Here is a 21,031-nt window from a genome sequence, read left to right as displayed (position 1 = left end):
AATGTGAAAAGCCTGTGAGATTTTTCAGGCCGTTTGGCAATTGCAGGGATTTTTTTGATGTAAGTCACAGTCGATCAAACTATCGCCAAAGTGCCATCATTCCTGGCGTGTTGATGTCGTTCGGGAAGTTGGGCAAGCTCGGTTCTTTTCTTCAAGAGCCTTTTATGCACGCCGACGATGACGGTCCGGAACAGACCCGGGCCACGGCTGATACCGTCATGCGCTATCACCTGTGCTGGAAACACCGGGATCTGGACGGCGTCATGGCGCTGTATCACCCGGACATCCAGTACAACGATTTTTTCCAGAATCGCGTGCTCGGCCTCGATGAATTGCGTGAGTACGTTCGTGTCAGCATGCCTCGGGAATCCGACGAAGCGCTGGAGCATTGCGACCGCATTCGCATTGATGGCAACACTGCGTTCATCCAGTACGAAGTGACGCTGCGTGGCGGTAACGGCCTGGTGTCGTTTCGTTCCAGTGAAGCGATCACGGTCAGGGACGCCAAAATCTGGCGCGTCAACGAATACGCCTCGCTGGTACGCGAACACAGTGCCGGTGCCCCGATGACAAACCAGCGCCCGGCGGCAAGCCGCCTGGGGCTGTCACCCCGTCAGCTGAGCTTCATGGCCGACGATCTGCAGCAGTATTTTCAGCGTCAGCAGCCGTACCTTGATCCCGAACTGGACCTGCAGCGGGTGGCGAAGGAGTGCGGGTACAGCCGCAACCAGATTTCCTATCTGCTGAATCAGGTGCTGGGGCAGAGCTTCTACCGTTACGTCAACCAGGCCCGGCTGCAACATTTGCTGCAATCGCTGGACGGCGCCATGCCGCCGCTGCGCATCGATGAACTGGCGTTCGCCGCCGGATTCAACTCACTTTCGGCGTTCTACAGTTGTTTTCGTCAGCACACCGGCCAGTCGCCCAAAGCCTACGTCAAACAAATTTCTTTGCGGGCACGCGCGCAAGACATCCCCTGAGATCAACCACTAGGATCGACGCCATCGAAATCTGGATTGGCGGAGTCTTGCATGCCGGCGTGGCGCACTATCAGTTTGTGGATGGACCAACTCGACGAGCCGCTCACTGCGCGCCCGGCCCTGGAGCAAGACCTGGACGTCGACGTGGCGATCATCGGCGCCGGTTATACCGGGTTGTGGACGGCGTACTACCTGAAGAAGCTGGCACCGGGGCTGGACATCGCCATCGTCGAGGCGCAAACCGCTGGTTTTGGGGCATCCGGTCGCAACGGTGGCTGGCTGATGGGCAATCTGCTCGGCGAAGATCGCTTGCTGGCGGGACTGTCACCCGAGCAGCGTCGGGCCTCATACGATTTGCTGCACAGCATTCCCGATGAGGTGGAGATCGTCCTCGAACGCGAAGGCATCGACTGCGATTATCGCAAAGGCGGGGTGTTGTACTGTGCGGCCCGCTATCCCGAGCAGGAAACCAGTCTTCGTGCCTATCTGAAAAAATTGCATGCCCAAGGCCTGACCGACGATGACTATCGCTGGCTCAGTCGCGAGCAACTGGCGCAACAGATCCGCGTTGCCAAGCCTTATGGCGCAATCTACGCACCGCATGTCGCAACCCTGCAGCCGGCAAAGCTGGTGCGCGGTCTGGCCCGCACCGTTCAGGGCATGGGCGTGAAGGTCTACGAAAACAGTCCCGTAACCCACTGGCAGGCGGGCAGTCTGCGCACCGAAAAGGCCAGTGTGCGCAGTCGCTGGATCGTCCCGGCCATCGAAGGCTATTCAGTCACCCTGGCACCGCTGGGCCGTTATCAATTGCCGGTACAGAGTCTGATCGTCGCCACTGAGCCGTTGTCGGCGGCGACCTGGAACGAAATCGGTCTTGATCGCGGGCAGGCCTTCAGTGAGTTCAGCCGCCAGGTCACTTACGGTCAGCGCAGTGCCGATAATCGGCTGATTTTCGGCGCTCGTGGCGGCTATCAGTTCGCCGGTCGGTTGCGCCATGACTTCGACCTGACCCGGGATGAGGTGGAACTGCGCCGCTACCTGTTCGGCGAACTGTTCCCGCAGCTGAAAAACACCACGATCACCCACGCCTGGGGTGGCAACCTCGGCATGTCCCGGCACTTCAGGCCGCACATGCTCTGCGATCGGGCCAACGGCATCGCATTGTCCGGCGGTTATGGCGGGGAAGGTGTCGGCGCGTCCAACCTGGGCGGGCGCACCCTGGCCGATCTGATTCTCGAGCGCGATACCGAACTGGTGCGCCAGCCCTGGGTGCTGCCGGACGGCGGGATCCATGCACTTCGGGCATGGGAGCCGGAGCCGTGCCGCTGGCTCGGCTACAACGCGATCATCAAAAGCTTTGTCCACGAGGACCAGACCCTGGCCAACCCGGCGACCGCGCCCTGGCGGCGCAGGCTTGCCAGTCGGGTGGCCGGGTTCATGGAAGGTTTCATGCACTGAACATTGTTTTACTCCTGACGAGGTAACGCCATGAGCATCACCCAATTCAAGAACACCCCCGCGTTGCAGCTGGAGGACTCCAATCCGGTCGCCGTACCGATCGGCACACCGGTCGCCATCGCTTCGACCACCAGCGTCGAACGCGATGACGGCGTCGAAACCGGCGTCTGGGAATGTACGCCCGGGCGCTGGCGGCGGCAGATCACCGCCAAGGAGTTCTGCCACTTCATTTCCGGGCGCTGCACGTTCACTCCGGACGACGGCGGCGAGACCCTGCACATACAAGGTGGCGACGCGCTGATGTTGCCGGCCAATACGCTCGGCATCTGGGACATCCAGGAGACCGTGCGCAAGACCTACGTCCTGATTTTCTGATTGCTTGATCCTTTTGATTGCCTGCCAACAACAATAGCCAATACAGGAATCGATCCATGCTCCGAAAGACCCTCGCTCTTGCACCCATGATGCTCGCGGTTTCCCTTGCCCACGCCGCAGACACGGTCAAGGTTTACAACTGGTCCGATTACATTGCGCCGGACACCGCGAAGAATTTCGAAAAAGCCACCGGCGTCGGCGTGACCTACGACGTCTACGACAGCAACGAGACCCTCGACGGTAAACTGATGACCGGCAAATCCGGTTACGACGTGGTGTTTCCGTCCAACCACTTCATGGCCCGGCAGATTCAGGGCGGGGCGCTGATGAAGCTCGACAAGAGCCAGTTGCCGAACTGGAAAAACCTCAATCCAGTGTTGCTCAAGGCCTTGCAGACCAACGACCCGGGCAATGAACACGGCTTTCCTTACCTGTGGGGCAGCACCGGCATCGGCTACAACGTCGCCAAGGTCAAGGCCGTGCTGGGCGATAACGCGCCGGTGGATTCCTGGGATCTGATCTTCAAGCCCGAAAACATGCAAAAACTGCAGAAGTGCGGCGTGGCGATCCTCGACAACGGCCCGGAGCTGCTTCCCGCAGCGCTCAACTACCTCGGGCTGCCGCATCACAGTAAAAATCCCGAGGACTACAAGAAGGCCGAAGCGCTGCTGATGAAAGTGCGGCCCTATGTCAGCTACTTCCACTCGTCGAAGTACACCAGTGACCTGGCCAATGGCGACATCTGCGTAGCGGTCGGCTTCTCCGGCGATATCCTGCAGGCGGAAAACCGCGCCAGAGAGGCGAAGAACGGTGTCGATATCGGTTACGCGATTCCCAGGGAAGGGGCTGCGATCTGGTTCGACATGGTCGCCATGCCCGCCGATGCTCCGGACGCCAAGGCCGGCTACGCCTTCATGAACTACCTGCTGCAGCCGGAGGTCATGGCCGGTATCAGCAACTACGTGCATTACGCCAACGGCAATGAGCAGGCCGACGCTCTGATCGACCCGGCCATCAAGAATGACACCAAGGTTTATCCGAGCCCGGACATGATGGGCAAGCTGTTTGCGCTCGAGGCAATGCCCCTGGATATCGACCGGATCCGGACGCGGGTGTGGAACAAGATCCGCACCGGTAGCTGAAGTTTCAGGAATTGCAATTATGAGGGCGAGTTTCTTCGCTCTCATAATAAAAGTGTTTATCTGACTGATGTCACTTCAATGGCGTTGCACTAATAAAGTGCAGAAAAGTGAGACGCGTGCAGCAAAAGGAAACTTACCGATATTTAATATTTAAATAAGAAATCGTCAGACAATTAGGCAAACTCACCATACTTGCAACATTCTTTCGGCGGCATGCGCTTTGTTTACGGGGCTTTCCCGGAATAGTTCAATTTGATCTCGAAAAAAACGCTAGACGACAGATTTCAAATTGTGTCAGGTTTCTTACGCCTTCATTGGGCGAGTGATAGGACAATCTCGCCAGAGGTTGTCGCTATCGGACAAAAACTGTTCCATTGCTAAACAAGGAAGTGTGTTTATGTCGAAAGTAAAAGCTAATGCTATTGATACCGCCGAACAGCTTTTCCAGCTGAACGCGGCGCCACAACCTCTGGCTGCGACCAGCTCGGCGTACAACCAGATCAATAGCTTCAGCCATCAGTACGATCGTGGCGGCAACCTCACGGTCAATGGCAAACCCTCCTTCACGGTGGATCAAGCCGCCACTCAGCTGCTGCGCGACGGTGCCTCCTGGCACGATCTCGACGGTAGCGGCAAGATCGAACTGACCTACACCTTCTTGACCTCCAAGACCGCCAACTTCGGTGGACTGGGCGTCACCGGTTTCAGTCAGTTCAGTGCCCTGCAAAAAGCCCAGGCGGTGCTCGCCATGCAATCCTGGGCCGACGTCGCCAACGTGACCTTTACCGAAGCCGCCAGAGGTGGCGACGGCCACATGACCTTCGGTAACTACAGCGGCGGTCAGGAAGGCGCAGCGGCATTCGCATTCCTGCCAGGTACCGAACCAGGCTATGACGGTCAGTCCTGGTACCTGACCGGCAGTGGATACGATGTCAACAAAACCCCGGGCGTGAACAACTACGGGCGTCAGACACTGACCCACGAAATCGGCCACACCCTGGGCCTGTCTCACCCCGGCGACTACAACGCCGGCAATGGCAACCCGACCTACAATGACGCGACCTACGGGCAAGACACCCGCGGTTACAGCCTCATGAGTTACTGGAGTGAAAGCAACACCAGCCAGAACTTCAGCAAGGGCGGTGTCGAGGCCTACGCTTCGGGCCCGCTGATGGATGACATCGCCGCCATCCAGAAGCTCTACGGCGCCAACATGTCCACCCGTACCGGTGACACCACCTACGGCTTCAACTCCAACGCCGGTCGCGACTTCCTCAGCGCGACTTCGTCGGCGGACAAGCTGGTGTTCTCGGTGTGGGATGCCGGTGGCAAGGATACCTTCGACTTCTCGGGTTTCACCCAGAACCAGAAGATCAACCTCAATGAAGCCTCGTTCTCCGACGTGGGCGGCCTGGTGGGCAACGTGTCCATCGCCAAGGGCGTCACCATCGAGAACGCCATCGGCGGTTCGGGCAACGACCTGATCATCGGTAACAGCGCAGCCAACGAAATCAAGGGTGGTGCCGGCAACGACATCATCTACGGGGCCGGCGGCGCCGACAAACTGTGGGGCGGTTCGGGCTCGGACACTTTCGTGTTCGCCGCCAGCTCCGATTCCAAGCCGGGTGCAATCGATCAGATCCTCGATTTCGTCAGCGGTCTGGACAAAATCGACCTGACCGGCATCACCAAAGGTGCAGGCCTGCATTTCGTCAGCGCCTTCACCGGTGCGGCGGGCGACGCGATCCTGACCACCTCGGGCGGCAACAGCCTGCTGTCGGTGGACTTCTCCGGGCATGGCGTGGCGGACTTCCAGGTCAGCACCGTTGGCCAGGCGGCGTACAGCGACATCGTGGCGTGATGTAACGGGAAAGCGGCGTGTCATGCGCCGCTTTCTTTCACTTGCATCGCCTTGGCCGGTAAGCAAGGCTACGCGCCGGAGTGAAATTTCCTATGATCCAATTCGCTTTTACCCGCAAAGCGGCGGCGTACCTGTTGCCGATGCTGATGATGTATGGAGAAACAACCATGGCAAGCAGCCTGAGACTCGAAGATCCATCGGTATTTGCCGGGCCGTGGCAGGCGACCTTGAGCGCCCGCGGCGACAGCCCCGAATCACAAGCGATGCAGGACAAACCGTCGAATACCTGTGTGGTCGACCTTGAGGCCAATCAGGTCCTGGGCAAGGGTGCCGATTGCCTGAGTGCGTGGTTGCAGGAGACCGCCACCGGCTGGTTTCCGGATCCGGACGGGCTCTCGATCACCGGCAAGGAGGGCTCAAGAATCCAGTTCTTCAGCCGACAACGTGATGGGCTTTATCTGAGTACTTTGAAGTCGGGCCTGGTAATTACCCTTGAACGGGCGGCGAAACAGCCGTGATGGCCGGGATCGATACACAGTTTAAATATAAGGCAGTCCGTTACAGTTATAAGCAGGGCTTTAATAATCAAGGATTCCGGTTTTATAGCGGAAGTTGTTATTGAAGTGTAAGCGGATACTGTTGGTGTATGTCCCGCCATGAGCGCGGGCTCATTAATTGAAGACTCGCCAAGTATGGCGGGAAATATCATTTCAGGAATAAACAATGAAGATGGCGAAGGCCCCGGCCACCGCTCCCTTATTCAAGGCATTGGGTGACTATAAAGGCATTCTGATCAGTGTCGGGTGTTTTACCGCACTGATTAACGTGCTGATGCTGGTGCCCTCCATCTATATGCTTCAAGTCTATGACCGAGTGCTGTCTTCGCAAAACGAAACCACCCTGGCGATGTTGTCGCTGATGGTCGTCGGTTTCTTCGCGTTCATCGGTCTGCTGGAAGTGGTGCGCAGCTTCATTGTGATCCGCATCGGCAGCCAGCTGGAGCGTCGTTTCAACCTTCGGGTCTACCAGGCGGCGTTCGAGCGCAACCTGTTCAAGGGCGAGGGTAATGCCGGCCAGTCTCTGGGCGACCTGACCCACATTCGCCAGTTTGTCACCGGGCCTGCGCTGTTCGCGTTTTTCGATGCGCCATGGTTCCCGGTCTATCTGTTTGTCATTTATCTGTTCAACGTCTGGCTCGGCGTGCTCGCCACTGCCGGTGCGGCGCTGTTGATCGCGCTGGCGTGCCTCAATGAATACATGACCAAGTCTCCGCTGGGCGAAGCCGCCGGTTTCTCGCAGAAGTCCAGCCAGTTGGCCACCAGCCACCTGCACAACGCCGAAACCATTCAGGCGATGGGCATGCTCGGCTCGCTGCGCAAGCGCTGGTTCCAGGTGCATTCGCGTTTCCTCGGCTTGCAGAACCAGGCCAGTGACACTGGCGCAGTCATCAGTTCTTTGAGCAAGACCTTGCGTCTGTGCCTGCAATCGCTGGTGCTGGGGCTGGGAGCCTTGCTGGTGATCAAGGGCGACATGACCGCCGGCATGATGATCGCCGGCTCCATTCTCATGGGTCGGGTGCTGAGTCCGATCGACCAGTTGATCGCCGTGTGGAAACAGTGGAGCGGGGCGAAGCTGGCTTATCGCCGTCTCGATGCCCTGTTGCAGGCGTATCCGCCGAGCGACGACGCCATGGCGCTGCCGGCGCCGAAAGGCCAGATCGCCTTCGAACAAGTCAGCGCCGGCCCGCCCGGGCAACGTGCGGCAACCTTGCACATGATCAACTTCAATCTGGCGGCCGGTGAAGTGCTGGGCGTGCTCGGTGCCTCCGGTTCCGGCAAATCGACCCTGGCGCGGGTGCTGGTCGGTGTGTGGCCGACCCTGGGCGGTACGGTGCGCCTGGACGGTGCCGACATCCACCGCTGGAACCGCGATCAACTTGGTCCGTACATCGGCTACCTGCCGCAGGATATCGAACTGTTCAGCGGCACCATCGCCGAAAACATTGCGCGCTTCAGCGAGACCGATCCGCAGAAAGTCGTGACCGCCGCGCAACAGGCCGGGGTTCACGAAATGATCCTGCGCATGCCGCAGGGTTACGACACCCAGCTGGGCGAGGACGGCAGCGGTCTGTCCGGCGGCCAGAAACAGCGTGTGGCGCTGGCGCGGGCCATTTACGGTACGCCAAGCCTGGTGGTGCTGGATGAGCCGAACTCCAACCTCGATACCGTCGGCGAAGCGGCGCTGTCCAGCGCCATCGTGCAACTCAAGGCGCAGGGCACCACGGTGGTCCTGGTGACGCACCGTTCCTCGGTGCTGGCCCAGGCCGACAAGCTGCTGGTGCTCAACGATGGTCGCCTGCAAGCCTTCGGCCCGAGCCATGACGTGCTCAAGGCGCTGTCCGGCAACCCGCCGCAACAGCCCCAGCAAACGGAAAAAACCGCGCAGGCACCGGGCGGGCTCAGCATGAGCCGGCAGTACCAGCCCTCGACAAGGAATTCGGGTGTATGAGCAGCGCGAGCATGAACACAGAAAACGAAGCGACCATGGAACACGCCTACATCACCGAACGTCCGGAGCGCGACGCGAAGTTTTTCGCCCGCATGGGCTGGATTCTCGCCATCGCCGGCGCCGGCAGTTTCTTTGCCTGGGCGGCCCTGGCGCCGCTGGATCAGGGGATTCCGGTGCAAGGCACGGTGGTGGTTTCCGGCAAGCGCAAGGCCGTGCAGTCGATGAGCAGCGGCGTGGTCAGCCGGATTCTGGTGCGCGAAGGCGAGATCGTGAAGCAGGGCCAGCCCTTGTTCCGCCTCGACCAGACACAGGTCGCCGCCGACGTGCAATCGCTGCAGGCCCAGTACCGTATGGCCTGGGCCAGCGTGGCACGCTGGCAGGCCGAGCGCGACAACCTCAAGCAGGTGACGTTTCCACCGGAACTGAGCGACAGCACCGATCCGCGCCTGGCGCTGGTGCTGGAAGGCCAGCGTCAACTGTTCAGCAGCCGTCGTGAAGCCTTCTCCCGCGAGCAGGCCGCCTTGCGTGCCAGTATCGAAGGTGCCACGGCGCAACTGGCCGGCATGCGCCGCGCCCGTACCGACCTCAATGCTCAGGCGCAATCTTTGCAGCAGCAATTGAGCAACCTGCAACCGCTGGCAGACAACGGCTACATTCCGCGCAACCGTCTGATGGAATATCAGCGTCAACTGTCGCAAGTACAGCAACAGCTGGCAGAGAACACCGGTGAAAGCGGCCGTGTGGAGCAGGGCATTCTCGAATCGCGCCTGAAACTGCAACAGCACGGCGAGGAATACCAGAAAGAAGTCCGCAGCCAACTGGCGGATGCGCAACTCAAAAGCGTCACGCTGTCCGAGCAACTGACCTCCGCCGGTTTCGACCTGCAACACAGCGAAATCCTTGCGACCTCGGACGGCGTCGCCGTCAATCTCGGCGTACACACCGAAGGCGCGGTGGTGCGTCAGGGCGAAACCCTGCTGGAGATCGTTCCGCAAGGCACTCGCCTGGAAGTGGAAGGGCACCTGCCGATCAACCTGATCGACAAGGTCGGCACGCACCTGCCGGTGGACATCCTTTTTACCGCGTTCAACCAGAGCAAGACACCGCGTGTTGCGGGCGAAGTCAGCCTGATTTCCGCCGACCAGATGGTCGATGAGAAAACCGGTGCGCCGTATTACGTGTTGCGCAGCAGTGTCAGCGATCAGGCCATGGAGAAGCTCAATGGCCTGGTGATCAAGCCGGGCATGCCGGCGGAAATGTTCGTGCGCACGGGCGAACGTTCACTTCTCAACTACCTGTTCAAACCGTTGCTCGACCGGGCCGGCTCCGCATTGACTGAAGAATAAGGATGTTCGGCTGTATGAATAAGCTTTCCATGCTGGCGGCAGCGTTCGCGCTGCTCGCGGGCAACAGTGCCATGGCGGCCATGGGGCCGTTCGAGATCTACGAACAGGCATTACGCAACGACCCGGTGTTTCTCGGCGCGATCAAGGAGCGTGACGCCGGTCTGGAAAACCGTGCCATCGGCCGCGCCGGGCTGCTGCCGAAACTGGGTTACAACTACAACAAGGGGCACAACACGTCGAAGGTCACGCAACTGACCGATCGCGGCAATTTTTCCGAGAACCGCAACTACAACAGTTACGGCTCGAACCTGACCCTGCAACAACCGCTGCTCGACTACGAAGCCTACGCGGCCTATCGCAAGGGCGTGGCACAGTCGCTGTTCGCCGACGAAAACTTCCGTGGCAAGAGTCAGGAATTGCTGGTGCGCGTCCTGGACAACTACACCAAGGCCCTGTTCGCCCAGGATCAGATCGACATCGCCCAGGCCAAGAAAAAGGCCTACGAGCAGCAGTTCCAGCAGAACGAGCACATGTTCAAGCAGGGTGAAGGTACGCGAACCGACATTCTCGAGGCCGAGTCGCGCTACGAACTGGCGACCGCCGAGGAAATCGAAGCGCGCAACGAGCAGGACGCCGCGCTGCGAGAACTGGGCGCACTGATCGGCGTACCGGCGGTGGACATCGCCGATCTGGCGCCACTGGATCAGAACTTCCAGACCTTCGCCCTGATGCCGGCCAATTACGACACCTGGCACGAGCTGGCGATCAGCAACAACCCGAATCTGGCCTCGCAGCGCCAGGCCGTGGAAGTGGCCCGCTACGAAGTCGAACGCAACCGCGCCGGGCACCTGCCGAAAGTTAGTGCCTACGCCACGGTGCGTCAGAACGAATCGGAAAGCGGCAACACCTACAACCAGCGCTACGAAACCAACACCATCGGTTTTGAAGTCAACGTGCCGCTGTACGCCGGTGGCGGCGTATCGGCCTCGACCCGTCAGGCCAGCCGCAACATGGAGCAGGCCGAATACGAGCTGGACGGCAAGACGCGCGAAACCCTCATCGAATTGCGCCGCCAGTTCAGTGCCTGCCTGTCCGGGGTCAACAAGTTGCGCGCGTATCAAAAGGCCCTGACTTCGGCCGAAGCGCTGGTGGTCTCGACCAGACAAAGCATCCTCGGCGGCGAGCGGACCAATCTGGACGCGCTGAACGCCGAACAACAACTGTTTACCACCCGCCGCGATCTGGCCCAGGCACGTTACGACTACCTCATGGCCTGGACCAAGCTGCATTACTACGCGGGCACCTTGAGCGAGCAGGATCTGGCTCGGGTGGATGAGGCATTCGGGCAAGGTCCGCGAACGCGATAACACAGTAGTTTTTACACCAAACAACAAAAACGAGTGGTGAACATGGACGTACGCTTCAAGCCGACATCGGTCGGCACGCTGTTGCTCGCAGTTTCTATCTCCCAGGCTCATGCGCAGTATGTGGAGTCGGGCAAACCCGGTGATCCCGCGAGTTGGCGCTCGGCGGAATTTCTCCGTGACTGGGGCCTGGACCGGATGCAGGCCGATCAGGCCTACGCCGCCGGCATCACCGGCAAAGGCGTGAAGATCGGTGCGCTGGATTCCGGTTTCGATGCGGCCCATCCCGAGTTCGCCAGCGACCGTTATCATCCGCTGCTGACCAGCGGCAGTTACATCGATGGCTCGCCGTTCAGTGTCAATGGCACGCTCAACCCGAACAACGACTCCCACGGCACCCATGTGGTCGGCACCATGGGGGCATCCCGTGACGGCAACGGCATGCACGGCGTGGCGTTCAATGCGCAGATCTACGTCGGCAACACCAACAAGAACGACAGTTTCCTGTTCGGCCCCAATCCCGATCCACGCTATTTCAAAGCGGCCTATGACGCCCTGGCCGACGCTGGCGTGCGGGCGATCAACAACAGCTGGGGCAGCCAGCCGCCGGATGTCAGCTATCGGACCCTGGCGGATCTGCACGCCGCTTACGCCCAGCACTGGAACAAAGGCACCTGGCTTGATGCCGCCGCCGATGTTTCGCGTCGCGGTGTGATCAACGTGTTCAGCGCCGGCAACAGCGGTTATCCCAACGCCAGCGTACGTTCGGCGCTTCCGTACTTTCAGCCGGATCTGGAAGGTCACTGGCTGGCGGTGTCGGGGCTGGACCAGAGCAATCAGCAGAAATACAACCAGTGCGGCCTCGCCAAATACTGGTGCATCACCACGCCGGGCGCGAAGATCGACAGCACCATCCCCGACGGTGGTTACGCGATCAAGTCCGGCACCTCGATGGCTGCGCCGCATGCCACCGGGGCGCTTGCGTTGGTGATGGAGCGGTATCCGTACATGAACAACCAGCAGGCGCTGCAAGTACTGCTGACCACCGCTACCCAGCTTGACGGATCGGTGACCGACGCACCGACCACGCAGGTCGGCTGGGGTGTGGCCAACCTGAAGCGGGCGATGGGCGGGCCAGGGCAGTTGCTCGGCGCCTTCGACGCGCATCTGCTGGCCGGGCAAAGCGATGTGTGGAGCAACGACATTTCCGACAAGGCACTGATCCAGCGTCGCAGCGAAGATCTCGCCGAACACACCGCCTGGCAGCAAACCCTGCGTGACAAGGGCTGGCAGAACGGCGTTCCGGCCGGCGCCAGCCAGCAGGATCAGACCGATTACGCCATCGGTACGGCCCGGGACGCAGCCGCCGCGAGCCGGGTGTATGAGGGCAGTCTGATCAAGTCCGGTGCCGGTCGCCTGCTGTTGACCGGTAACAGCAGCTATCGCGGGCCGACCACGGTCAACGGCGGTCTGCTGAGCGTCAACGGTTCGCTCACTTCGACAGTCACGGTCAACGACAGCGGCACCCTCGGCGGGTCCGGACGAATCGGCGCGCTGATCGCCAATAACGGTGGTCGTGTGGCGCCGGGCAATTCCATCGGCACGTTGAATGTGGCCGGTGACGTGAGCTTCGCAGCGGGTTCGACTTACGCGGTGGAAGTGTCCCCGACGGCCAGCGACCGGATTGTCGCCGGCGGCATCGCGACTATCAGCGGCGCGACCGTCAGTCTGTCGCTGGAAAACAGCCCGACCTTGCTCAGCACCACCGAAACCAGAAGCCTGCTCGGTCATCAGTACGACATTCTGCAAGCGGCGGGCGGCATTCAGGGGCAGTTCGGTGCGGTGGTGCCGGATTACCTGTTCATCGGTGGCAACCTGGCGTCCACCGGCAACGGGATTACGCTCAGTGTCGAGCGAAACGACACGTCGTTTGCCAGTGTCGGCCAGACCCCGAACCAACGGGCCGTGGCCGGCGCCGTCGAGGGCATGGGCGCAGGCAATTCGGTGTACGAAAGCCTGTTGCTGTCGGCTACTGCCAGCGATGCCCGACAAGCCTTCCAGCAACTGAGCGGGGAAATCTACCCGGCCCTCGGTTCGGTGCTGATCAACGACAGCCGCCAGTTGCGCGACGCCATCGGCGAACGCCTTCACGATGCAAACAGCGCGCAAGGCAACGGCTGGGTCAAGGCCCTCGGCGCCTGGGGGACAACCGACTCGCGAAACGACACCGCCGGTTACAGCACCTCGATCGGCGGTCTGCTGGCCGGTGTCGATGGTGCGTTGGACGAGCGCTCCCGTATCGGTCTGGTCACCGGTTACAGCGACAGCTCGTTGAGCATGGGATCCGGCACGCATTCATCGGCCAAGGTCGACAGCTATCACCTCGGGGCCTACGCCGGGCATGACATCGGTGCCTGGCGCCTGAGGACCGGAGCGGCCTACAGCTGGCACCGCGCCGACGTGAAACGCGATCTGCAATACGGCGACGTCAGCGCCAAACAGAAAGCCAGGGTCGATGCCGCCACCACACAGGTGTTCGGCGAGGCGGCGTATCGCCTGAATCTGCAAGCGCTGGCCCTTGAGCCGTTCGCCAATCTGGCCTACGTGCATCTGGACAGTGACGGTTTTACCGAGAAGGGTGACGCGGCCGCGCTGAAAAGCCGTGGCGACCAGCGTGACGCAGTACTCGGCACGCTGGGCGCCAGGGCGATCAAGACCATCAACCTGTCGGGCTCGCAGAAGCTTGATGTCAGCGGCCGTCTCGGCTGGCAGCACAGTCTCGGCGACATCCAATCCGAGCAGCATTTGCGCTTCGCCAGCGGCAGTGCGCCGTACAGCGTCGAAAGCTCGCCACTGGTGCGCGATGCCGCGCTGGTGGGCGTGCAGGCCAGCCTGGCGCTGAGCCGCGACGTGCGGGTCAACCTCGATTACAACGGACAACTGGCCAGCCGCGAGAAGACCCACGGCGTCGGCCTGAGCCTGAACTGGCAGTTCTGACTCATCAAGAGATGATCGTTCCCACGCTCCCGCGTGGGAATGCAGCCCGTGACGCTCTGCGTCACTGGAGGCGTTCCCACGCAGAGCGTGGGAACGATCAATTCAAAAGACGGATTTTTCGCAACATCACTAAGGAAGGTCGCTGGATGAAAAACAACAACACCCCCGCGCAATCGGGTGGAGGCTTTCGCCTGAAATCTCTCAACTGTGCACTGCTCTGCGCCATGGCCGCCTGGGGCAGCGCACAGGCTGCACCTTACGTGGAGAACGGCCGGGCAGGGGACCCGGCCAGTTGGCGCAGCGCCGAGTTCAAGGCCGATTGGGGCCTGGGGGCCATTGGCGCGGATTACGCCTACGCCGCCGGTTACACCGGCAAGGGTGTGAAACTCGGGATCTTCGACCAGCCGGTGTATGCCGCGCACCCGGAGTTTTCCGGTCCGAACAAAGTGATAACGCTGGTCACCAGCGGCATTCGCGAATACACCGACCCGTACATCCCGGTCAAAGCCGGGGATGCGTTTCTTTATGACGGTTCACCGTCGGTGGGTTCCAACGGCAAACTCGGCGCCCACGGCACCCACGTCGGCGGCATCGCAGCGGGCAGCCGTGACGGCGGCCCCATGCACGGCGTGGCGTTCGGTGCGCAGATCATCAGCGCCGACAACGGCGACCCGGGCCCGGAAGACGGCATCGTGCGCGGCAACGACGGCGCGGTGTACAAGGCCGGCTGGGATGCCCTGATCGCCAGCGGCGCGCGGATCATCAACAACAGCTGGGGCATCGGCATCACCGACCGCTTCGACCTGGGTGGTCGTGACCCGGCCTATCCGCATTTCACCGTCAACGACGCGCAATTGCAGTTCAACGAGATCCGTACGCTGCTCGGCACCAAGCCCGGCGGTGCCTATGACGGTGCGATTGCCGCCGCACGCAGCGGGATCGTGACCATTTTCGCCGCCGGCAACGACTACAACCTGAACAACCCGGACGCCATCGCCGGTCTCGGTTATTTCGTGCCGGAAATCGCGCCGAACTGGATGACCGTCGCCGCCCTGCAGAGAAACCCGGATCAGGCCAGCGCCAACCCGTACATCATGAGTACGTTTTCCTCGCGTTGCGGTTACACCGCGAGTTTTTGCGTCTCGGCGCCGGGCACCCAGATCTACAGCTCGATCATCGGTGGCACCAACGCCGACAACCTGACCACCGGCTACGCCAACTACAACGGCACCTCGATGGCTGCGCCGCACGCCGCCGGTTCCGTGGCGGTGCTGATGGAGCGCTTCCCGTACATGACCGGTGCCCAGGTCGCCAGCGTGCTGCGCACCACCGCCACCGACCTCGGCGCACCCGGGATCGACGCCCTGTACGGCTGGGGCATGATCAACCTGCGCAAAGCCATCGACGGCCCGGCGATGTTCGTCACCGAGCAGGACATCCCGACCGAATTCCGCATCGAGGGCGCCTACGGCTCCAGCCAGTTCGTGGCAGACCTGCCGGGCATCGGCGCGATCATCGACGCCGGCAAGCCAACCCAGCGTGTGTGCACCGACATCACCTGCGGGCTCGACATCTGGCGCAACGACATTTCCGGCCATGGCGGTCTGACCAAGCAGGGCCTCGGTACGCTGGTGATGACCGGCGCCAACACCTACACCGGTCCGACGCTGGTGAATCAGGGGCGACTGGCGATCAATGGCTCGCTGCAATCGGCGGTCACGGTCAATAACGGCGGCATCCTCGGCGGCAACGGCAGCATCGCGGCGCTGACCGCGAAAAGCGGCGGTATCGTTGCGCCGGGCAATTCGATCGGTACCTTGAACGTGGCCGGGAATGTGACGTTCGAACCGGGCTCGACCTACGCCGTGGAAGTCTCGCCTGCCAGCAGCGACCGCGTCGTGGCCGGTGGTACTGCAACCATCGAAGGCGCGACCGTTGCGCTGTCTCTGGAAAACAGCCCGACCTTGCTGACCACCGGCGAGGTGAAATCCCTGCTCGGCAGCCAGTTCAACATCCTGCAGGCGGCGGGTGGCATTCAGGGCCGTTTTGGTCAGGTCCTGCCAAGCTACGCATTCCTGGGCGGCACCCTCGATTACTCGTCGGGCGGTGTGCAACTGAATGTGGGGCGTAACGGCGCTTCGTTCGCCAGCGTCGGCCTGACCCCGAACCAGCGGGCCGTCGGTGCCGCCGCCGAACGTCTGGGCGCGGGCAATGCGTTGTTCGAAACCCTGTTGCTGTCGCCGACCGCTGCGGTGGCGCAGGACGCGTTCCAGCAACTGTCCGGCGAAATTCACCCGGCCATCGGCACGATGCTGATCAACGACAGCCATTACCTGCGCGATGCGGTGGGCGAACGTCTGCGTGAACGGGATATGTTCGATGCCGGCGCGCCGACCGATGACCGCAGCAACGCCTGGATGAAGGTGCTCGGTGCCTGGGGCAAGAGCGATGGCGGCCATGACAACGCCAATTCCAACAGCTCCATCGGCGGGCTGTTGCTCGGTGTCGATGGCCTGATCACTGAAGATACCCGTCTGGGTTTCGTTACCGGTTATAGCGACAGCTCGTTGAACATGGGCAGCGGCACGCATTCTTCGGCGTCAGTCGACAGCTATCACCTGGGTGCGTACCTGGGGCATCAGATCGATGCGCTGCGCCTGAGCGCCGGTGCGGCTTACAGCTGGCATCGCATCGACGTCAAACGTGATCTGCAATTTGCCGGTGTCAGCGGCAAGCAGAAAACCAAACGCGATGCGGCCACCACGCAACTGTTCGCCGAAGCGGCGTATGACCTGGGCCTGCAACCGATGAACCTGGAGCCGTTCGCCAACCTGGCTTACGTGCACCTCAACAGCGACAGCTTCACCGAAAAAGGGGATGCCGCCGCACTGAAGGGCGGTGAAGACAACCGAGACGCCGTACTGTCGACCCTCGGCGTGCGCGCCAAGCGCACATTTGCCCTGTCCGAGAAACATCAGCTGGAACTGGGTGCGACACTGGGCTGGCAGCACAACCTGAGCAGCGTGGATGCCGAAAACCATCTGGCCTTCGCCAATGGCAACAGCGCATTCAACGTGCAAAGTGTGTCGATGGATCGTGACGCAGCGGTGGTTGGCGTTCGTGCCGGGCTGGCGCTCAATCGCGATGTCCGGGTCAACCTGGACTACAACGGACTGATCGGTTCGAACGAGAAGGACCACGGTGTGGGCCTGACGCTGGACTGGCAGTTCTAAGGTGTAGCGGCAGTTCTGCAGAGAACTGCCGTTTTTGAAAGGAAGAGAGAGCACGACATGGGACTGTTTGACTACAAGAATGCCGACGGCAAAGCGCTGTACAGCGATGCCATCGCGCTGACGTTGTATTCCTACACACCGACCGGACAGGCGTTGCCCGGTACCGGGTGGAAACCGCTTGGCGCCTCGGCGCTGGGCTATCAAGGCAAGACGGACGCGAAAGGCACGTTCTTCGGCGAGAAGGACGGCTTCACCAGCGCCGAGGCTGAAGTGCTCGGCAAATACGACGCTGCCGGCAAGCTGATCGGCATCGGCGTGGCCTTTCGCGGCACCGGCGGCCTGGGTTACAGCGATACCTTCGGCGACATGAAAAACAACCTGCTGGCTGCCCTCGGGCCGGTGGACTACGCCAAAAACTATGCGAAGAACGCCTTCGACAACCTGCTCAAATCCGTGGCCGCGTTTGCCGCGGCTCACGGCATCGCAGCCAAAGACGTGCTGATCAGCGGCCACAGCCTCGGCGGGCTCGGGGTCAACAGCGTGGCGCAGCTGAGTGCCAGCGACTGGGGCGGGTTCTTCAAGGACGCCAACTACATCTCCTTCGCTTCGCCGACCCAGAGCAGCACCGGCACCCACGTGCTGAACATCGGTTACGAGAACGATCCGGTGTTCCGCGCACTCGACGGCACCACGTTCAGCACGGCGTCGATGGGCAAGCACGACAAGCCGCACGACTCGACCACCGACAACATCGTCAACTTCAACGAAAACTACGCGTCCACCGCGCAGAACCTGGTGCCGTTCAGCATCGTCAATCCGTTGAACTGGTCGGCTCACAGCTCGCTGGGCTACGCCGATGGCCTGAACCGGGTGATCGACTCGAAGTTCTACAACCTGACCAGCCAGGACTCGACCATCATCGTGTCCAACCTGGAAGCGTCATCCCGGGGCAAGACCTGGGTCGAGGATCTGGGCCGCAGCGGCGAGCCGCACACCGGCAGCACCTTCATCATCGGCACCGACAGCAACGACTGGCTCAAGGGCGGGGCGGGCAACGACTTTCTCGAAGGCCGTGCCGGCGATGATCTGTTCCGCGATGACGGGGGCTACAACATTCTGCTTGGCGGTCAGGGGCACAACACCTTCGACCTGCAGAAACCGTTGCAGAACTTCAGCTTCGCCAACGACGGTGACGGCACGCTGTACGTGCGCGATGCCTACGGTGGCATCAGCATGACCCGTGACATCGGCGCAATCGTGAGCAAAGAGTCCGGTTCGATGTGGAGCAGCAAGGAAATCACCTGGACAGTCACTGCCAAAGGCCTGGCCAACGGTGCCGAGCTGACCGGGTACAACCATTCGCTCAATGGCGGCGCACTCGGCGACACGCTGAAAGCCACCGCAGACGGTGACTGGCTGTTCGGCCTGGGCGGTGACGATCACCTGTTCAGCGACAAGGCTCATGTGACCTTCGTCGGCGGCGCCGGCAACGACGTGATGAATGCGGTGGGTGGCAACAACACCTTCCTGTTCAGCGGCGCGTTCGGTTTCGACTCGATTCACGGTTACCAGGGCAGCGACAAACTGGTGTTCATGGGCGTGCAGGGCGCGGGGCAGGGCTACGACTACAAGCAGCACGCTTCGCAGTCCGGCGCCGATACCGTGCTGAAGATTGGCGACTATGCCGTGACCCTGATCGGGGTGGGTGTGGCTAACCTGTCGGATTCGAGTTTCGTGTTCGCCTAGTAAACCGGTGGGAGCGAGCCCGTTCGCTCCCACAGTATGAATACGCAGTAAATGCTCCGGGACGTCCCGAGAGGGGCGTTCTGGTTGTGAGCTATCTCTGAATAATTCCAACAAAGAGAGAGGCAACAGCAATGGGTGTGTATGACTACAAGAACTTCAGCACAGCGGACTCCAAGGCGTTGTTCAGCGATGCCATGGCCATCACGCTGTATTCCTATCACAACCTCGACAACGGTTTTGCGGTCGGTTATCAGCACAACGGTTTCGGCCTCGGTCTGCCGGCCACGCTGATCAGTGCGCTGATCGGCGGCACTGACTCGCAAGGGGTGATTCCCGGCCTGCCGTGGAATCCGGACTCGGAAAAACTCGCCCTCGACGCCGTGAAAAAGGCGGGCTGGACGCCCATCACCGCCGCGCAACTGGGCTATGACGGCAAGACCGACGTGCGTGGAACCTTCTTTGGCGAAAAACCCGGCTACACCAGCGCCCAGGTGGAGATCCTCGGCAAGTACGACGCCCAGGGCCATCTCACGGAGATCGGTATCGCCTTTCGCGGTACCAGTGGTCCCCGGGAAATCCTGATCGGAGACTCCATCGCCGACGCCATCAATGACCTGCTGGCCGCGTTCGGTCCCAAGGATTACGCCAAGAACTACGTCGGCGAAGCCTTCGGCAATCTGATGAACAACGTGGTGGCCTTCGCCAGGGCCAACGGTCTCAGCGGCAAGGACGTGCTGGTCAGCGGCCACAGCCTCGGGGGGCTGGCGGTCAACAGCATGGCGGACTTGAGCGGCAGCAAGTGGGGCGGCTTCTTCCAGGACGCCAACTACATCGCCTACGCCTCGCCGACCCAGAGCAGCACCGACAAGGTGCTCAACGTCGGTTACGAGAACGATCCGGTGTTCCGCGCACTCGATGGTTCGACCTTCACCGGAGCAACGCTGGGCGTCCACGATGCGCCGAAAGTCTCGGCGACCGACAACATCGTCAACTTCAATGACCACTACGCCTCGGCGGCGTGGAACGTGCTGCCCTATTCGATCGTCAACATCCCGACCTGGATCTCGCATTTGCCCACCGCTTACGGCGACGGCATGAACCGGGTGATCGAGTCGAAGTTCTACGATCTCACCAGCCGCGATTCAACGATCATCGTCGCCAACCTGTCGGACCCGGCACGGGCCAACACCTGGGTGCAGGACCTCAACCGCAACGCCGAACCCCACAAGGGCAGCACCTTCATCATCGGCAGTGACGGCAACGATCTGATCCAGGGCGGCAGCGGCAACGATTACCTGGAAGGCCGCGCCGGCAACGACACTTTCCGCGACAGCGGCGGTTACAACATCATTCTCGGCGGCTCGGGCAGCAATACCCTTGAACTGCAGCAGTCGGTGAACAAGTTCGCCTTCGCCAACGACGGTGCCGGCAACCTGTACATCCGCGATGCCAACGGCGGGATCAGCATTACCCGCGACATCGGCAGCATCGTCACCAGGGAGCCGGGGTTCCTCTGGGGCCTGTTCAAGGACGACGTGACCCACAGCGTGACCGCCGAGGGTCTGAAAGTCGGCAGCAACGTCACGCAATACGCATCGAGCGTCAAAGGCAGCAACGGCGCCGACACCCTCAAGGCCCATGCCGGCGGCGATTGGTTGTTCGGCCTGGACGGCAACGATCACCTGATCGGCGGGGCGGGCAACGACGTCTTCGTCGGTGGCGCCGGCAACGACCTGATGGAGTCGGGTGGCGGGGCGGATACCTTCCTGTTCAGCGGTGCGTTCGGTCAGGACCGGGTGGTGGGATTCACCGGCAATGACAAACTGGTGTTCCTCGGCGTGCAGGGTGTGTTGCCGGGCGATGACTTCCGTGCCCATGCCTCGGCGGTCGGGCAGGACACGGTGCTGAAGTTCGGTGCCGATTCGGTGACGCTGGTCGGGGTTTCGCTGAGCAGCCTCAATGCCGATGGCATCGTGATCGCCTGATGTGTGTGGCGCCTGCAAAGGCGTCATGGCAAACGG

At 61.3% G+C, this 21,031-nt stretch carries 13 protein-coding genes; all 13 read left to right on the top strand.

The window, feature by feature from the left end:
* Positions 1 to 164 precede the first annotated feature (164 nt).
* The 13 genes from BBF94_RS04685 to BBF94_RS04625 all read left to right on the top strand — a co-directional run bounded on the left by BBF94_RS04685 (position 165) and on the right by BBF94_RS04625 (position 20,995).
* On the top strand, positions 165 to 980 hold the full coding sequence (locus tag BBF94_RS04685) for a helix-turn-helix transcriptional regulator (RefSeq protein ID WP_065257883.1): 816 nt from the start codon (positions 165 to 167) through the stop codon (positions 978 to 980).
* Between the two features lie 51 nt (positions 981 to 1,031).
* Positions 1,032 to 2,438, top strand: a complete 1,407-nt coding sequence (locus tag BBF94_RS04680) for an NAD(P)/FAD-dependent oxidoreductase (protein WP_065257882.1) — start codon at positions 1,032 to 1,034, stop codon at positions 2,436 to 2,438.
* A gap of 30 nt (positions 2,439 to 2,468) precedes the next feature.
* Positions 2,469 to 2,813 (top strand): cupin domain-containing protein, encoded by a 345-nt coding sequence (locus tag BBF94_RS04675; RefSeq protein ID WP_065257881.1) that lies wholly within the window; start codon positions 2,469 to 2,471, stop codon positions 2,811 to 2,813.
* A gap of 56 nt (positions 2,814 to 2,869) precedes the next feature.
* On the top strand, positions 2,870 to 3,955 hold the full coding sequence (locus BBF94_RS04670) for a polyamine ABC transporter substrate-binding protein (RefSeq protein ID WP_065257880.1): 1,086 nt from the start codon (positions 2,870 to 2,872) through the stop codon (positions 3,953 to 3,955).
* Positions 3,956 to 4,352: 397 nt separating this feature from the next.
* Complete coding sequence (locus tag BBF94_RS04665; protein ID WP_065257879.1) at positions 4,353 to 5,816, top strand: serralysin family metalloprotease; 1,464 nt, start codon at positions 4,353 to 4,355, stop codon at positions 5,814 to 5,816.
* Between the two features lie 92 nt (positions 5,817 to 5,908).
* Complete coding sequence (locus BBF94_RS04660) at positions 5,909 to 6,334, top strand: AprI/Inh family metalloprotease inhibitor (RefSeq protein ID WP_176704414.1); 426 nt, start codon at positions 5,909 to 5,911, stop codon at positions 6,332 to 6,334.
* Between the two features lie 205 nt (positions 6,335 to 6,539).
* Complete coding sequence (locus tag BBF94_RS04655) at positions 6,540 to 8,324, top strand: type I secretion system permease/ATPase (protein ID WP_065257878.1); 1,785 nt, start codon at positions 6,540 to 6,542, stop codon at positions 8,322 to 8,324.
* Complete coding sequence (locus BBF94_RS04650; RefSeq protein ID WP_065257877.1) at positions 8,321 to 9,670, top strand: HlyD family type I secretion periplasmic adaptor subunit; 1,350 nt, start codon at positions 8,321 to 8,323, stop codon at positions 9,668 to 9,670. Before BBF94_RS04655 ends, BBF94_RS04650 begins: the two co-directional genes overlap by 4 nt.
* Positions 9,671 to 9,672: 2 nt before the next feature.
* A complete protein-coding gene (locus BBF94_RS04645; RefSeq protein ID WP_065257876.1) occupies positions 9,673 to 11,037 on the top strand; it encodes a TolC family outer membrane protein in 1,365 nt (454 codons plus the stop codon).
* A 42-nt stretch (positions 11,038 to 11,079) separates the two neighbouring features.
* Positions 11,080 to 14,031 carry an autotransporter serine peptidase EprS gene (gene eprS, locus BBF94_RS04640; RefSeq protein ID WP_065257875.1) on the top strand — a complete coding sequence of 984 codons (2,952 nt, stop codon included), beginning with the start codon at positions 11,080 to 11,082 and terminating at the stop codon, positions 14,029 to 14,031.
* A 146-nt stretch (positions 14,032 to 14,177) separates the two neighbouring features.
* Positions 14,178 to 17,264 (top strand): autotransporter serine protease, encoded by a 3,087-nt coding sequence (locus BBF94_RS04635; RefSeq protein ID WP_065257874.1) that lies wholly within the window; start codon positions 14,178 to 14,180, stop codon positions 17,262 to 17,264.
* A 57-nt stretch (positions 17,265 to 17,321) separates the two neighbouring features.
* Positions 17,322 to 19,010 carry a polyurethane esterase gene (locus tag BBF94_RS04630; protein WP_065257873.1) on the top strand — a complete coding sequence of 563 codons (1,689 nt, stop codon included), beginning with the start codon at positions 17,322 to 17,324 and terminating at the stop codon, positions 19,008 to 19,010.
* Positions 19,011 to 19,141: 131 nt separating this feature from the next.
* Positions 19,142 to 20,995 (top strand): polyurethane esterase, encoded by a 1,854-nt coding sequence (locus tag BBF94_RS04625; protein ID WP_065257872.1) that lies wholly within the window; start codon positions 19,142 to 19,144, stop codon positions 20,993 to 20,995.
* Positions 20,996 to 21,031: the final 36 nt, after the last annotated feature.

It is taken from the genome of Pseudomonas bananamidigenes, from assembly GCF_001679645.1.
GTDB classification, from domain to species: Bacteria; Pseudomonadota; Gammaproteobacteria; order Pseudomonadales; family Pseudomonadaceae; genus Aquipseudomonas; species Aquipseudomonas bananamidigenes.
Note: the sequence above shows the minus strand (reverse complement) of the source record. Positions and strands in the feature narration are given on the sequence as shown.

Coding starts and splice junctions, on each gene's coding strand:
- BBF94_RS04685 (WP_065257883.1), top strand. CDS start 165: ATGCACGCCGACGATGACGGTCCGGAACAGACCCGGGCCACGGCTGAT.
- BBF94_RS04680 (WP_065257882.1), top strand. CDS start 1,032: ATGCCGGCGTGGCGCACTATCAGTTTGTGGATGGACCAACTCGACGAG.
- BBF94_RS04675 (WP_065257881.1), top strand. CDS start 2,469: ATGAGCATCACCCAATTCAAGAACACCCCCGCGTTGCAGCTGGAGGAC.
- BBF94_RS04670 (WP_065257880.1), top strand. CDS start 2,870: ATGCTCCGAAAGACCCTCGCTCTTGCACCCATGATGCTCGCGGTTTCC.
- BBF94_RS04665 (WP_065257879.1), top strand. CDS start 4,353: ATGTCGAAAGTAAAAGCTAATGCTATTGATACCGCCGAACAGCTTTTC.
- BBF94_RS04660 (WP_176704414.1), top strand. CDS start 5,909: ATGATCCAATTCGCTTTTACCCGCAAAGCGGCGGCGTACCTGTTGCCG.
- BBF94_RS04655 (WP_065257878.1), top strand. CDS start 6,540: ATGAAGATGGCGAAGGCCCCGGCCACCGCTCCCTTATTCAAGGCATTG.
- BBF94_RS04650 (WP_065257877.1), top strand. CDS start 8,321: ATGAGCAGCGCGAGCATGAACACAGAAAACGAAGCGACCATGGAACAC.
- BBF94_RS04645 (WP_065257876.1), top strand. CDS start 9,673: ATGTTCGGCTGTATGAATAAGCTTTCCATGCTGGCGGCAGCGTTCGCG.
- eprS (WP_065257875.1), top strand. CDS start 11,080: ATGGACGTACGCTTCAAGCCGACATCGGTCGGCACGCTGTTGCTCGCA.
- BBF94_RS04635 (WP_065257874.1), top strand. CDS start 14,178: ATGAAAAACAACAACACCCCCGCGCAATCGGGTGGAGGCTTTCGCCTG.
- BBF94_RS04630 (WP_065257873.1), top strand. CDS start 17,322: ATGGGACTGTTTGACTACAAGAATGCCGACGGCAAAGCGCTGTACAGC.
- BBF94_RS04625 (WP_065257872.1), top strand. CDS start 19,142: ATGGGTGTGTATGACTACAAGAACTTCAGCACAGCGGACTCCAAGGCG.